15 protein-coding genes and 1 tRNA gene are annotated in these 14,603 nt (G+C 56.9%); 8 read left to right on the top strand and 8 right to left on the bottom strand.

All coding sequences use genetic code 11. The features are described from left to right. Positions 1-154: 154 nt before the first annotated feature. Complete coding sequence (locus CGLAMM_RS08440) at positions 155-643, bottom strand: TspO/MBR family protein (protein ID WP_418115597.1); 489 nt, start codon at positions 641-643, stop codon at positions 155-157. Between the two features lie 26 nt (positions 644-669). Continuing rightward, entirely contained in the window at positions 670-996 is a 327-nt protein-coding gene (locus CGLAMM_RS08435) for a hypothetical protein (RefSeq protein WP_394818600.1), read from the bottom strand. A gap of 36 nt (positions 997-1,032) precedes the next feature. On the opposite strand from CGLAMM_RS08435, the gene CGLAMM_RS08430 reads away from it, so the two are divergent. Together CGLAMM_RS08430 and rpoH are read left to right on the top strand one after the other, a co-directional pair. Then, entirely contained in the window at positions 1,033-2,010 is a 978-nt protein-coding gene (locus CGLAMM_RS08430) for an RluA family pseudouridine synthase (RefSeq protein WP_394818601.1), read from the top strand. Positions 2,011-2,205: 195 nt separating this feature from the next. After that, complete coding sequence (rpoH, locus tag CGLAMM_RS08425) at positions 2,206-3,126, top strand: RNA polymerase sigma factor RpoH (protein ID WP_394818602.1); 921 nt, start codon at positions 2,206-2,208, stop codon at positions 3,124-3,126. 101 nt (positions 3,127-3,227) lie between these two features. Here rpoH and CGLAMM_RS08420 read toward each other — a convergent pair whose 3' ends face one another. The 5 genes from CGLAMM_RS08420 to argC all read right to left on the bottom strand — a co-directional run bounded on the left by CGLAMM_RS08420 (position 3,228) and on the right by argC (position 7,963). Beyond that, on the bottom strand, positions 3,228-4,517 hold the full coding sequence (locus CGLAMM_RS08420) for an adenylosuccinate synthase (protein WP_394818603.1): 1,290 nt from the start codon (positions 4,515-4,517) through the stop codon (positions 3,228-3,230). A gap of 9 nt (positions 4,518-4,526) precedes the next feature. Beyond that, the gene (locus CGLAMM_RS08415) at positions 4,527-5,669 is read right to left on the bottom strand and encodes an ATP phosphoribosyltransferase regulatory subunit (protein WP_394818604.1); all 1,143 of its coding nucleotides are present in this window, start codon (positions 5,667-5,669) and stop codon (positions 4,527-4,529) included. Beyond that, the gene (locus CGLAMM_RS08410; protein ID WP_394818605.1) at positions 5,666-6,826 is read right to left on the bottom strand and encodes a phosphoserine transaminase; all 1,161 of its coding nucleotides are present in this window, start codon (positions 6,824-6,826) and stop codon (positions 5,666-5,668) included. Before CGLAMM_RS08410 ends, CGLAMM_RS08415 begins: the two co-directional genes overlap by 4 nt. Positions 6,827-6,891: 65 nt before the next feature. After that, positions 6,892-6,975 (bottom strand) — tRNA-Leu (locus CGLAMM_RS08405). 82 nt (positions 6,976-7,057) lie between these two features. After that, positions 7,058-7,963, bottom strand: a complete 906-nt coding sequence (gene argC / locus CGLAMM_RS08400) for an N-acetyl-gamma-glutamyl-phosphate reductase (protein ID WP_394818606.1) — start codon at positions 7,961-7,963, stop codon at positions 7,058-7,060. Positions 7,964-8,027: 64 nt separating this feature from the next. On the opposite strand from argC, the gene CGLAMM_RS08395 reads away from it, so the two are divergent. The 4 genes from CGLAMM_RS08395 to CGLAMM_RS08380 all read left to right on the top strand — a co-directional run bounded on the left by CGLAMM_RS08395 (position 8,028) and on the right by CGLAMM_RS08380 (position 12,396). Then, positions 8,028-9,422 carry an amino acid permease gene (locus tag CGLAMM_RS08395; protein ID WP_418115595.1) on the top strand — a complete coding sequence of 465 codons (1,395 nt, stop codon included), beginning with the start codon at positions 8,028-8,030 and terminating at the stop codon, positions 9,420-9,422. A 26-nt stretch (positions 9,423-9,448) separates the two neighbouring features. Next, positions 9,449-10,228, top strand: coding sequence for a nucleoside triphosphate pyrophosphohydrolase (gene mazG, locus CGLAMM_RS08390; protein WP_394818609.1), 780 nt, complete (start codon positions 9,449-9,451; stop codon positions 10,226-10,228). Positions 10,229-10,315: 87 nt separating this feature from the next. Next, on the top strand, positions 10,316-11,599 hold the full coding sequence (locus tag CGLAMM_RS08385) for an anthranilate synthase component I family protein (RefSeq protein WP_394818610.1): 1,284 nt from the start codon (positions 10,316-10,318) through the stop codon (positions 11,597-11,599). Further along, positions 11,599-12,396 (top strand): aminotransferase class IV, encoded by a 798-nt coding sequence (locus CGLAMM_RS08380; RefSeq protein WP_394818611.1) that lies wholly within the window; start codon positions 11,599-11,601, stop codon positions 12,394-12,396. The genes CGLAMM_RS08385 and CGLAMM_RS08380 overlap by 1 nt, the downstream gene beginning before the upstream one ends. Positions 12,397-12,412: 16 nt before the next feature. On the opposite strand, the gene CGLAMM_RS08375 is transcribed toward CGLAMM_RS08380, so the two are convergent. After that, a complete protein-coding gene (locus tag CGLAMM_RS08375; protein ID WP_394818612.1) occupies positions 12,413-12,916 on the bottom strand; it encodes a hypothetical protein in 504 nt (167 codons plus the stop codon). A 292-nt stretch (positions 12,917-13,208) separates the two neighbouring features. Between CGLAMM_RS08375 and crcB the strand changes: the two genes are divergently transcribed. Both crcB and CGLAMM_RS08365 read left to right on the top strand, forming a co-directional pair. Next, positions 13,209-13,643: a fluoride efflux transporter CrcB gene (gene crcB / locus CGLAMM_RS08370; RefSeq protein ID WP_418115592.1), complete on the top strand. Its 435-nt coding sequence runs from the start codon at positions 13,209-13,211 to the stop codon at positions 13,641-13,643. Between the two features lie 510 nt (positions 13,644-14,153). After that, the gene (locus tag CGLAMM_RS08365; protein ID WP_394818614.1) at positions 14,154-14,603 is read left to right on the top strand and encodes an Lrp/AsnC family transcriptional regulator; all 450 of its coding nucleotides are present in this window, start codon (positions 14,154-14,156) and stop codon (positions 14,601-14,603) included.

Raw genomic sequence — 14,603 nt, 5'->3', positions numbered from 1 at the left:
CCCTTTTTGACAGGCTAGGGAAGGCGCGTTGCCGCCTTTCACTTGACCGAACTGCGCATCGCGTCGGGCGATTTCAACCCTTGAGGTCGAAACATCTTAAATTTATTATTAATGAATGATTGACGCGTCGATGACCGTGCGGGACGCAGTTGACCTAATTTTCGTCAGGGTTTTTCTGCCAGATCGCAAATTGCAGCCACGTGGCGAAGCCAAGCCATAACACCATCGGCGTGAGAGCGCATGTGGCTTTAATGTCGCGCCGGCAGGATACGGCGACGCCCCCCGAAGCCAGGAGGGCCATCGCCGCGGCAAGCCCGGTTGCGACCTGCAGACGTCGCCATTGAAAAGCAACGAGGGGGAAGGCCAAAATCCCCGCCGTGAGCAGCGCCCATAAAGTGATGCGGGTCCGTTTTAAATGGGATTGCGTATCGGTCATGGCCCGATAGCCATAAAAAGCGAGTCCCAATCCCAAAATCGGCCAGATCGTCGCGAAGATATATGGCGGGGGTGTGAGATCAGGCTTGGCCAGATCTCGATACCATCGCGCCGTCGCGGCGCCTTGCCGCGCGGGCCCCATCCATCCGCCAATGGCCAGAGATGTAGCGACAGCGGAAAAAGAGATGATCGCAGGGAAAGGTCGCATCACATACTCCAGCCAGGCTGACCGCATCACGGCGTTGGAACGAGATCCAGCTCCGCCGAGATACGGCCCGATGAGGGTTCCCAGACTGCAACGCGCTGATCCCCGTTTTGTCCCGAAATCTCAATGATAACATCACCATTTGCACTTGGCACGATATTGGTGATGCGTGATTGACCGCCGATATGGAGCAGAACCCGCTGAACTTCATGCGGGGGCGCGACTTCCGGATGAAGGTGGCGGGAGATGATGACCGTCACCAGCGCGGCGAGTCCAACAATAATCAGAACCCCCATGACGATGACGAGCCCTGTCAGGACGCGCGATGGGCCGGGATTCGGGTTTTCCAGATTCATGACACGCCGCACCTTTTATTTGCTAGAACCACCCTGATGAACCCCCTGCCCCACCCTGAAATCGATACGAAGCTGGAGGTCTCGCCGGAGGATGCCGGCCAGAGGCTGGATCGCTTCCTTGCCGGCAAGTTGAGCGCCTACTCCCGCAGTCGTTTGAAAGCCCTCATTGAGGTTGGACATATCACCTGCAATGGCATTGCCATGACGGAACCGTCAAGTTTGACGCGCGCCGGCCAGGTGATTCGCGTCATCGTGCCGGGCGCTCTGCCCGCCACTTTGATCGGCCAGGATATTCCGCTGAACATTCTTTTTGAGGATCGCGACCTTATTGTTTTGGACAAGGCGCCGGGACTGGTCGTGCATCCTGCACCGGGCAATGAGGCAGGGACGCTCGTCAATGCGCTGATTGCCCATTGCGGTGACCGTCTGGAAGGGATCGGAGGCGAAAAACGTCCGGGGATTGTGCATCGTCTCGATAAAGACACGTCCGGGCTGATGGTCGTCGCTAAAACAGCCTTGGCGCACAACGCCCTTTCAGAGGCTTTCGCGGCCAGAAACATTGAACGAGCCTATCACGCGCTTGCCTGGGGCATTCTCCCCCCTGAAAGCATTTTCGAGGGTTCTATCGGCCGGGATCGGCGGGACCGCAAGCGTATGGCCGTCGTCACCGGGCAGGGAAAGCACGCCTTGACGCGGGTGCGGACCCTTTCAGTCCATGCGGGATGCGTCTCGAAAATTGAGTGCCGTTTGATGACAGGTCGAACGCATCAGATCCGCGTGCATCTTGCCCATGCCGGCCATCCGCTTCTGGGTGACCCGGTTTATCTGCGCCGTATCCCCGCAGCGGCGAAAAACCTGCCTCTCTCCGCGCGCCAGGCAGCACTGGATTTTCCGCGTCAGGCTTTGGATGCCGTGGTGCTCGGCTTCACCCATCCCCGCACCGGAGAAATGTTACGTTTTGAGAAAAATTTGGCACCGGATATCGTGCAACTCCTTGATACCATTGGTGTTTAAACCCGAGTAATACGGTACTGTTTATTGACAGATTTCGGTACTTTTGTTATAGAAGGTTATCTTCAGGGCGTGACGCAAACTGAAGGCGGGGCATCAAATATGTCGCTTAAAATAAGGGCATATTTCGAGGGCAAATTCCCAAAATGCGTCTCAGGGTCGCGGCCTGTCCGTCCCTGATGTCAGGAGTGAGAGCATATGGTTTCTACCCCAGCGATCTCTATGGGTCCGGAAGCAGGCTTGACCCGTTACTTACAGCAGATCCGCCGTTTTCCGCTTCTTACAGCGGATGAGGAAAATCGCCTGGCCCGCCTTTGGCGCGACCGGCAGGATGCAAACGCGGCCCATAAACTTGTAACATCTCATTTGCGCCTGGTCGCAAAAATTGCGATGGGCTACCGTGGTTATGGCCTCCCCGTCAGTGAACTCATCAGTGAAGGCAATGTCGGGATGATGCAGGCGGTCAAACGCTTTGACCCTGAGCGCGGCTTTCGGCTGGCGACATATGCGATGTGGTGGATCCGCGCTGCCATGCAGGAATATATCCTCCATAGCTGGTCTCTCGTTAAAATCGGCACGACAGCAGCCCAGAAAAAACTGTTCTTCAATCTGCGCCGCCTGAAAGGCCAGATGCAGGCCATTGATGATGGGGATCTCAAGCCGGAACAGGTGGATCGGATCGCCAAAGCGCTCGGCGTGTCGGATGCTGAAATCGTCTCAATGAACCGCCGCCTGACGGCCCCGGACCGGAGTCTGAATGCGCCGCTGAAAAGCGATGGCGAAGGGGAATGGCAGGATTGGTTGGTGGATGAAGGTGCTGATCAGGAAAAACGCCTCGGAGAATCCGAAGAATTATCCGGGCGTCAGGACATGCTCTCCAAAGCCCTGCTGACACTCAACCCGCGTGAGCGTCATATTCTGCAGGAGCGTCGACTGAAGGAAGAACCTTCAACTTTGGAGGATCTCTCCCATCACTATAATGTCTCTCGCGAGCGTATCCGCCAGATTGAGGCGCGGGCGTTTGAGAAACTGCAAAAAGCCATGTCGGCGGAAGTCGAGGCGCGTCGCCTCTCTAACGCGAAGCTGGTCGCGCAACGTCATGCCGAGATGGTGAAATAAGACCTTATCGATCGGGACAGGGTCCGGGAACGGAGCGGGTCGCAACTCTCCCCGCTCCAATTTCGGCCGTTTACTTTGGATCCGTCTGGTAATCCTGGATTTTAATCTTCAAACGGGTCCCGCATCAGGATCGTGTCATCACGTTCCGGGCTCGTCGAAAGCAGAGTAACCGGCGCTTCGATCAGCTCTTCAATGCGGCGGATATATTTGATGGCCTGAGCCGGTAGATCAGCCCAGCTGCGGGCACCGAAGGTTGTTTCTTTCCATCCTTGAATCGTTTCGAAAACAGGCTTGACCCGCTTTTGCGCCGCCGGGCTGGACGGAAAAACACTGACCGCCGCGCCATCAAGCATATAACCCGTGCAAATTTTGATTTCATCAAAACCGTCAAGCACGTCCAGTTTCGTCAGGGCAATGCCATTGACGCCGCCAACTTTCACAGCCTGACGCACTAAAACCGCATCAAACCAGCCGCAACGCCGGGGCCGCCCTGTATTCGTGCCGAATTCATGCCCGCGCTGGCCGAGCGTCGTGCCATTCACATCAAATAATTCGGACGGGAAAGGCCCTTCCCCCACGCGGGTGCAATAGGCTTTGGCAATGCCGAGCACAAATCCGACATGCGCCGGCCCGACACCGCTGCCACTCGCCGCGACAGCCGCGACCGTATTGGAACTTGTCACAAAGGGATAAGTCCCATGATCAACATCCAGCATAACGGCCTGCGCCCCCTCAAAAAGGATGCGTGCACCACTGCGGCGCGCCTCATCAAGTCGTGCCCAGGCCGTGCAGCCATAGGGGAGGATGCGGGGCGCGAGGCGCGCGATATGTTCTTTCAAAGCCTGCTTCGTGAAAGTCGGTGCGCCAAGCCCTGCCAGTAAGGTGTTGTGATGCAGGAGGAGCTCGTCAAGCTTCCAGTCCAGTGTTTCCTCCTCCGCGAGGTCGCAGAGGCGGATGGCACGGCGCGCCACCTTATCTTCATAAGCCGGTCCGATTCCGCGCCCGGTCGTGCCGATTTTACGATCGCCTCGGGCGGCCTCGCGCGCGCGATCCGTGGCCACGTGCACGGGCAGGATCAACGCGGCATTATCCGCTACCCAAAGTGTTTCCGGCGACACAGTCAGGCCTTGGGCAGTAACGCGCTCAACCTCAGCCAGAAAGGCTTCCGGGTCGACCACTACGCCATTCCCAATCACGCCGGTTTTGCCGCGGACGAGACCGGAGGGGAGGAGCGACAATTTATATGTCTGGTCACCGACAACAAGCGTATGGCCCGCATTATGTCCGCCCTGAAACCGCACCACAATATCCGCGCGGCTTGCCAGCCAGTCAACGATTTTGCCCTTGCCTTCGTCACCCCACTGAGTGCCGATTACGGTGACGTTGGACATAAAACCCCCTTAAACCTCAACTAATTTATCTTGCAGAATGTAATATGCGCAGCGTAACCGACGCGCTTCCGCGCAGGGGCTCGAAACTTCGTTGAGTCCGGCGACAGTTGCGAAACCATCTTCACGCAATTTGTGAGATCGTGCGGCAGAAGTGCCGTGCGGCAGGTAAACCCGTTTTTTCAGGGAAACAGGCGGCGTCGCTTTCAGAAGTGCCTCGGGCCGCAATGTCATGCCACAGGCTGCCTCCTGCTCATAAGAGAGATAGCGCCCGCCACGCCCGATTTCCTCCCGCACATCCGCGGCGAACACCGTCATGCACAGGCCCGTATGATACTGCCAGCCCCGAAACTCAGCCGGGTCAATCGTCAGGATTATTGTCGGGTCAGCCGTCCATACGGCGTTCACAACTTCCTGAAGTCGTCTGACCTCGTCAGCGGCGGAGAGCGGCAGATCCAGTTGCGTCAGAATTTCCAATGCGTGGCGCGCAGGGCCCGTGGCACGCAGAAGCTGAGTCAGGACGGGCGCGAGCGTACCGCCAAGATCCCGCACCGCCGCAACATCTTTCCGGTCAAGGGCCTGGATCAGCGTGGCCTCCTGTGCTGCCGTGAATGTCTCGGTGGCAATCAGCGCCTTCGCGATATTCGGGCAGGAGAGGTCAATGGAGACATTCGCCACCTGTAAGGCGCTCAATGCGGAAGAGGTGACGAGGATCACCTCCGCATCAGCCTCCGCGCTGTCCGGACCGATCAGTTCAAGCCCGACCTGGGTGATCTGCCGGGCGCCATCGCGCCCCGGCGTCCCGACCAGCACGCAGCTCCCCGCATAGGACAGGCGCAAAGGGCGTGGCCTTTCGGCCAGGCGCGTGGCGGCAATGCGGGAGATCTGCGTCGTCATATCCGGCCGGAGCGCCAGCATGCGGCGGGAATCCGGGTCCAGAATACGGAAGGTCTGCGCCGAAAGCGCCTGCCCGCCCCCCGCGAGCAGTGACGCTTCAAATTCGATAAGAGGCGGCCGGACCTGCTCATATCCATATTGGGAAAAGACATCCATGATCCGGGCGATGCCTTGTGCCTCCGCCTCCGCCTCATGCTGTAAGAGGTCGATGAAGCCGGTCGGGAGGAGGGTGACGGGGGGTTCCTGCGGTGCGTTCATGCGGCGGCCTCCGCTTTGACCTGCGCATACGCCCATTCAATCCAGGGCAGAAGCGCCGCGATATCCGTATGTTCCACCGTGGCCCCACCCCAGATGCGCAGCCCCGCTGGCGCGTCCCGGTAATGGGCCAGGTCATACCCTGCCCCTTCCCGCTCCAGAAGCCCGACCAGTTTTTTGACAATGGCGGCCTGCCTGTCAGCGCTAAGCGACGTAAACCATGATGCCGTGAATTTGAGGCAGATGGATGTCGGGGAGCGTATCGCCCGTTTTTCCGCGAGGAAGTCGATCCAATCTGTCGCCTCCACCCATTTTGTCACAACGTCAAGGTTCTTCTGCACCCGCGCTTTGAGGCCCGTCAGCCCGCCAAGGGCGCGCGCCCATTCGAGACCGTCCCGCGCATCTTCAACGCACAACATGGAGGGCGTGTTGATGGTATCTCCCTTGAAAATACCCTCAATGAGCCCTTTTGCGTTTGTCAGGCGGAAAATCTTGGGCAGCGCCCGCTTCGGCGCGCTTTCAAGCCGCGCTACAGCACGGGGATTAAGCGCCAACATGCCATGCGCCGCCTCCCCGCCCAGCACTTTCTGCCACGACCATGTCACGACATCGAGCCGGTCCCAAGGGAGATCCATCGCGAAAGCCGCTGACGTTGCATCGCAGATGGCCAATCCCTCTCGCGATGCGGGGATGGTGAAGTCCTGCGGCATACACACGCCGGATGTCGTGCCATTCCAGGTCAGGACAACATCGTGAGACCAGTCAATCCGGGTAAGATCGGGCAAGGTCCCGTAGGGCGCAGCGAGGATATTGAGGTCTGAGATTTCCAACGCATCGCGCAGGTCGGCAGCCCAGAGGGCGGAGAAACTCTCAAATGACAGGACATCAACAGGCCGTGTCCCAGCCAGCGCCCAGAGGATCATTTCTACCGCGCCCGTATCGGAAGCCGGGACGATTGCCACCCGCCAGTCGGGCGGAATCTCGAGGACCTCCTTTGAGAGTTCGATGACGTCACGCAGGCGCGCGCGCCCTTCCGCCGCACGGTGAGAGCGACCGAGAAACGCTTTTTCAAGGTTTTGAAGGGACCAGCCAGGACGCTTGACGCAAGGACCGGAGGAGAAATAAGGCCGCGCAGGTTTCAGAGACGGGCGTTGAAACATAATCGATCCAAAAATGGTAAAGGGCCGACAGAAAACCGCCCGCGGCGATTTATGCGCACAACCTTTGGTACGAGAGGGGGGACTCGAACCCCCATGCCTTGCGGCGGTCGATTTTGAGCCGACTACGTCTACCGTTCCGTCACTCTCGCATTGCAGCGATCCATATAATGTCTCAGCCGGAAACGCAATCTCAGACGTGGAATTTGTGGCGGCCGTTGGCGGGGAGAAACGTTACACCGCCGCCTTGCCGAGCATGAGGCGGATATTCTGAAGCGCGGCCCCGCTGGCGCCTTTGCCGAGATTATCAAGGCGCGCTGTCAGCACAGCGTGGCGGCGCGCATCATTACCATGAACGCGTAATTCCAATATATCCTCACCCGCGAGGGCATCTGCCGTCAACCGCCCGGAAGGGTCGTCCGCAACCCGGATGAAGCGGCTCTGCCGGTAAGCCGCGCGGAGACATTGACGTAAATCCTCAGAGGTGATTGCACCAAGCTGATCAAGATGAAGCGGAATGGAAACAATCATCCCCCGCGCGAAATGCCCGACAGATGGCACGAAGACCGGACGGTGGGAGAGACCGGCATGGCGCATAATTTCCGGCACATGTTTGTGCTCAAGTTCGAGCTCGTAAAGCGCGAAAGCGGGGCCGCCATCGCGCGCGTGCTGCTCAATAACACGATGCCCGCCGCCACTATAACCACTCACCGCGTTGATCGTCAGCCTGATGTCGGACGGCAGGAGACCTGCATCCACCAGAGGGCGCAGCAGTGCAATGGCGCCTGTCGGGTAGCAGCCCGGATTGGAGACGCGGCTGGCCTGCGCGATGTGCCGGGCCTGTGATGCCGCGATTTCCGGAAATCCATAAACCCAGTCCGGCGCCACGCGATGGGCCGAACTCGCATCAAGCACCCGGATTTCGGGATATCCGGCCAGCATATTGACCGCCTCACGCGCCGCATCATCCGGCAGGCACAGAACGACGAGATCTGCGCTGATCATCTTCTCGAGTCGGGCCTTCGGGTCCTTTCTCTGCGCCGGGTCGATCGAGATCAGCGCGATGTTCTGGGCTTTGAGTCGGGCTTTGATATCAAGACCTGTGGTGCCGGCCTCTCCATCGATGAAGATGCGCGGCATCCAAAATCGATCCTTAAAAATGTTTCTGTAGACGAAACGGTTGGAAATGTGGCTACTGGATTTTATGACGAATACGAAGATCATCTTATCGCAGAATAACGTCAATAGCGATGTCCATGCCGCATCGGCCTCTCATAAACTCAAGGATCGACATATCCGCATGATCGCCCTTGGCGGGGTGATCGGGGCGGGTTTATTTGTCGGGAGTTCAGCGGCGATCCGTCAGGCTGGCCCGTGCGTGCTGATCTCCTATCTCGCGACCGGGATATTGATTATCCTCATCATGCGGATGCTCGGGGAGATGCTGATTTCCCGCGAGAGTGTCGGGAGTTTCGTCGATTGTATCCGTGTTGCGATGGGCAATGGCAGCGGCTTTGTCGCGGGTTGGCTTTACTGGTCTTTCTGGGTTGTGACGATCGGCGCGGAGGCTATTGGCGGCGCGATCGCCCTGCGGGACTGGGTCAGCATACCTGTCTGGATATTGGCCCCAACGTTGATATTGGTGGTGAATCTCGTCAACCTCATCTCCGTGCATGTTTTCGGTGAATGTGAGTTCTGGCTTTCTTCCATCAAAGTCTTCTCACTCGTGATTTTTTCAGCCATCGGGCTTGTCGCCCTCGCGGGGTTTATCGGCCCGCAACCTGTCACGCCGGTCGCCAACCTGATGGTCACACATACGCTCGCCCCCTATGGCTGGAGTGCGATTTTTGCGGCCATCCCCACGGTGATATTTTCCATGATGGGGTCAGAATCCGCGACTGTCGCTGCGGCGGAATCCAAAAATGCGGGTGAAAATCTGGCGAAGGTCACGCGCTCCATCGGTATTCGCATCACGGTGTTTTTTCTCCTCTCCATCGCGCTGATCCTGCTCCTCTATCCATGGTCTGCCCTTCAATCAGGTTATTCTCCCTTCGTGACGGTGTTGCGACATCTCGGCATTCCGGGCGCTGCGGAAATCATGCAATTCGTCACGCTCAGCGCGATCCTGTCCTGTCTGAACTCCTCCATCTATATTTCATCACGCACTTTGCGGGGGCTTGCTGATAAAGGCCAGGCGCCGGAGCCGTTTTCGCTCCTTTCCGTGCGTCTTATCCCGAAACATTCCGTTTTTGCGTCGAGCGTGATTGGACTTGTTTCGGCTTTCAGCTCCATCTTCTCGCCTGACCTCGTCTTCGCCTTCCTCCTGAGCGCGACAGGCGCCGTGATTTTGATTATTTATGGTATGCTGATTGTTTCTCACGCGATCTTCGTGCGGCAGGATCCGAGCAATAAAGCCTTCATTCTGCCCATGAGTGGCGTGCTGCATGTCATCATGACCGGCGCCATTGTCGCCGTCTTTGTAGCGATGCTGATCCAGCCCGGTAATCGCGGCACAGCGTTTTCAAGTCTTGGCAGCGTCGCTTTTTATGCCATCATCTATCTTTGCACACGCCATCGGCACCGTGAGGTCCCGGCTTGAGGCGTGCGACGTTATCAGGATAAACGATGATTTCGGGCAGTCATATCGACCGGCTTCTTAAGATTATGCAGCGGCTCCGAGACCCGGAAAAAGGCTGCGCATGGGATCTCAAGCAGAATTTCGACTCCATCGCGCCTTACACCATCGAAGAAGCTTACGAAGTCGCGGAAGCCATCCGGGAAAAGGATGATCACGCGCTTGCTGATGAATTGGGGGACCTGCTTCTTCAGGTCGTTTTCCTCAGCCAGATCGCGTCAGAGAAAAACGCTTTCACCTTTGCGGACGTGGTGGACCGGATCTGTGACAAGATGATCCGCCGTCACCCCCATATTTTCAAAGGTGAGACGCCTGTTGGCTGGGAAGATCTCAAAGCCGCTGAGCGACGCGATAAAGCGCAGAATGGCGCGCTGGAGGGTGTGGCTCAGGCTTTACCCGCTTTGAAACGCGCCGCCAAACTCTGCCAGCGCGCCGCTCGCACAGGGTTTGATTGGGAGGACGCGGCTGACGTCCTTGAAAAAGTGGATGAAGAGGTCGCGGAAGTCCGGGCGGAAATGGCGACACGCGATCGTGACCGGCTCGAAGATGAAATTGGCGATGTGCTTTTCACGACGGCAAGCCTCGCGCGCAAGCTGGAACTTGATCCGGAAGCCTGCCTTGAACGGAGCAATCGGAAGTTCATCTCCCGTTTTGAAGCGATGGAGAAGAAACTCGCCGCTGAAGGCAGCCATCTGGAAGAAAAATCTCTTGCGGAGCTGGAAGCCCTTTGGCAAAGCGTGAAACGAGACCTCGCCCAATCGGCGTCGTGACGCTTTTTACGCGTGTGTTTCGACGCTGATTGACTGAACATCTCGTCAGGCCATGAGGCCGTGCCCCCGCCTTTCTTTGCGGAAAATATGACCAAGATTGAACTTGCCTGGAGGACGCCGGAGGCGCTTTTAACGGCGTTTGAAGACGTCCCACATCTTGCGTTTCTCGACAGTGGCGGCATCGTTTCAGCGCGTTCCCGATGGTCCATTCTCTGTGTTCATCCGCGAGAAATTCTGAGCAGCAACGAACCGGACGGATGGGCTCAGTTGCAGAGGTTGTTACGCAGGAAACGGGATGACGTGCATCATGACGTTCCGTTCTCTGGCGGTGTCATCGGTTTGGCATCTTATGAGGCGGGTTTGGCGCTTGAGGGACTTCAATCCCGTTTCCGCCCTCTTATCCCCGCCTTAACCGCGATGGCTTTCGATGGCGCGTTTATATTTGACCGTCGGGAAAAGCGCCTTTTCTGGTGCAGCGACTCGCACAGCCCGATGCCGCCTCTACCACCGCCCGGCCGGGTAGAACGCGCCCGCACCCTGTCACGCGTGCCCCTGTCACCGGACATGTCGGCGCGTGACTGGAAAGATGCTGTCGGAGCCACGCGTGCATCCATTGGCAGGGGGGCGCTGTTTCAAGCTAATCTGACATCGCGGTGGCACGGTGACCTGCCGGATGATGCGGATATTTTTTCCCTCTATCTGCGCTTGCGGGAGACCTCCCCCGCCCCTTTCGGGGGTTTCCTCAAGCTCCCCCGATTTTCCCTTCTCAGCGCCTCGGTGGAGCGATTCATTGCGCTTGATCGTGATGGTTGGCTCGAAACCCGCCCCATCAAAGGCACAGCGTCAATCGGCCGGGATGAGCAGGAAGACGCGCGCATTGCTGAAAATCTTGCCCGCGATGCGAAGGAATATGGTGAAAATCTGATGATCACCGACCTGATGCGTAACGATATTGCACGTGTCTGCGCGGTCGGGAGCGTGTCTGTCCCCGCTTTATGTCAGGTCGAACGTTTCACCCATGTGCATCACCTTGTTTCCACTGTGCGCGGCAAGCTGGCGTGCGGTCAAACGGCCGTGGATCTCCTGCGGGCCAGCCTTCCCCCCGGGTCCGTCACTGGCGCGCCAAAACATGCGGCGTTAAAATTGATTGACCGGTTGGAGGGCTCGGCGCGCAATGCCTATTGCGGCACGATGTTCCGGATCGGGAATGATGGCGCGATGGATAGTAACGTCGTGATCCGTTCCATCCTGATCTCGGGTGGGAAAGTTGAGATTGGCGCCGGGGGCGGGATTACCTACCCGTCCGACCCGCAGCGGGAGTTTGACGAGATGTGCTTGAAAGCCGCGCCCCTTTTAAAGCTGTTCAGATAATGCGCGATGTCTGCATCAATGGACGTTTCGTCCGTGCTGCGGAAGCCTCCATCCCGGCGGATAATCGTGGCTTTCTACTCGGTGACGGGATTTTTGAAACAATCCGCATTGCAGACGGGGTTTTGCAGCACTGTGACCGCCATATGGCGCGCCTGTCTCACGGACTTGACGTGCTGCGCTTCCCGTCCATCCATCAGGACGATCTTGTGGAGGATATGTTGGCGCTCCTGCGGCATAACGCCGTGAAATCGGGCGCGCTACGCTTGACCATTTCGCGCGGTTCCGGTCCGCGCGGCCTGACGCCGCCAGACCCTGCCTCTCCGCATTACGTCATCACGACGCATGACACGCCTCAGACAATGGCAGAGGTGCGACTCGCTGTCGCGCGCTTCCCCAAGGATCATCTCTCACCGTTGGCGGTCATCAAACATACAAACTATCTTCCGGCGATCCTCGCGCGGTGCGAAGCGATAGAGCAGGGTTTTGATGACGCGCTCTTCCTGAATTCCGACGGATTTGTGGCGGAGGCGAGCGCCGCCAACATCATTGTTCTTTCTGCTGGCAGGTTGGTCACGCCGCCTGTCCGGGACGGCGCCCTCCCCGGCATCAGCCGCGCGCGCCTGTTGGAACAAAATCTTTGTTCAGAGAAATCGTTGACCGCCTATGAGCTAACTGAGGCAGATGCCATCTGGCTGAGTTCAACTCTGGGGCTTGTCGCGGTCTCTCACATTCATCATCACGCGATACCGCGAAACGCCATGATGCATCGCAAATTGACAAGATTTTTATTCGGATAAAGCCGCGCGCCGTTCGTCAGCGCAATTCGTCGCGGTCAATGCCGTCAACACCTATCAGGCGGAAGCGCAGACGCTTGATGGATGCCCCCAGATAGGCCCCTTCGCCTTTCCCCCTCATATTGACGCGCGTGCCATATTGATTTTCCATCATGAAGACGTTGCCCCCGCGTCCGAGGGCTGCATCGGCACTGAGTGACCAGTAAGTGCCGTCAAAATCAGTCAGTTTTTTGATGTCGAAAACCCGCCCCTGGCCCGTTACTGAAGAATAGCCGAGGGCGACAATGCCGCCACCTTCAATGCGGAAGTGATAGGTCTGACCATCATAATGAAGCTCCCCCTGACCCCAGCTATAACCGATACCGAGAGCCACCTGCCGCAACGTGAATTTGAATGTCAAATCTTTGTTACCTGTCGGCACCTTACCGTCGATCGACGCAGAATTCTCCGCCGCACGCACTTGTGCGCTTCCGAGCGCAAGGATCAGGATGGCTCCGAGGAAACAAATTAGTCTCTTCGTCATATGCGGCCCCTTTCTTAGCGCCGTCTAACGGCGTCAATATGGAATAAGAGTTTGCGCGGACGGGTCTCTGACTTAATATTTACGACGATTCCAAAAAATAGCCAGACGCGAAAACCGCTCGATCTCAACGCGCCCTTCTGTCATAAGATGCTTTGCATATTATGACATGAAAGGCGATCCTTCACGCACCCATCCTGACCGGCACGATTGTGGAAAATATGCGTGTTAAAGCCCATTATACCGACGATCATTTAAAATCCCGGTTATATAGATGGAAGGACCGGTTTTTACCATGAGCTTCATAAGTTGTCTTCTCGTGATGATCGGTGGCGCCATTGGAACGCTCGGTCGGTTCCTCGTCGGCTATGCATCACGATCCATCAGTCATGAATTTCCCTGGGGGACTGTTCTGGGCATCAACGTGGTCGGATCATTTATCATCGGTTTTTTCGGCACATTGACTTTGACACATGGGCGATTTCCCGTCTCGGAAAACACCCGATTATTTGTGATGGTCGGGTTGTGCGGAGGATATACAACCTTCTCAAGCTTCAGCCTGCAAACACTGGACCTTATTCGTGCAGGCGCATGGGAGAAGGCGTTGGCCAATGTCGTCCTCTCCTGCGCCCTGTGCGTTCTGGCTGTCGCTGCCGGACATGGAATTGCCTCTCATCTGAATGGCCACGCGATTGAGATTGCCCAGCTGGATATTGAAGAAGAGAGCTGAACAGGGTCCGCCGCAGGCGCGCGCTTGCGAATCGTGAAGCAGCGCTATCACGATATTGGAAGTCCGTAAAATCCGCCACGCGGGCAAGAGCGACGGGATGGACCGAGGCATTTCACATGACACATCCAATACAGAGGTGTCTTAACGGCAATATGAATATAAATATGGCGTTGTACGCGCCTGACCATTAGCGAAGACGCGAGAGACGTTTTGACAATGAGCGCGTCACCTCAACAGGCGTGTCGATTGACAGCGACGTCATCCGATCATATCAGCTTCCTGACATGCATCGGGCCCTCTTTCGTCGCTTTCATGCGCGGGGCACAGGGTGCGATGATGGGACGCCATGTCGGGTCGTTCTGAATCTTCAAGCATAGACGCGCACGAATCCAATATCGTTTTACAGTTGCCCCCATGTCGAACTTATAGTTTAAATCAAGTGAAAATTTATCTCTACTATCTCGATATTTTGATGAGTATTTGAGAAATTTTTTGATATAATCCATCGTCATGGATGATTTTGATCGAAAAATTTTACGCGTCCTCCAGAAGGAAGGTGCGATTTCTCAACGTGAACTTTCGGACCGTGTCGGCCTGTCGCAAAATGCATGTTGGCGACGTATGCAGATCATGCGCGATAAAGGCATCATCATCGGTGAGAGAGTCAAACTCAGCCGGGAAGCGCTTGGCCTTGGCCTCACCGTATTTCTTCTGATAAGGACAAGGCAGCATTCGGAAAGCTGGCTTGAGAAGTTCCGGCGCATCATGCTGGACATCCCGAACGTCATCGATTTTCATCGCCTCGCCGGGGATTATGACTATCAGGTGAAGCTCGCCGTGCCGGATATTAAGGAATTTGATCGCATCTATCGCGGGTTGATTGCGCGTATCGATCTGGGAACGGTAACCTCATGCATCTCGATGGAAGATTATTGCGACGACCGGGAATACCCAATCTAA

The sequence above is a fragment of the Sorlinia euscelidii genome (assembly GCF_036452135.1).
Lineage (GTDB): Bacteria > Pseudomonadota > Alphaproteobacteria > Acetobacterales > Acetobacteraceae > Sorlinia > Sorlinia euscelidii.
This window is presented reverse-complemented; position numbering and strand designations above follow the sequence as displayed.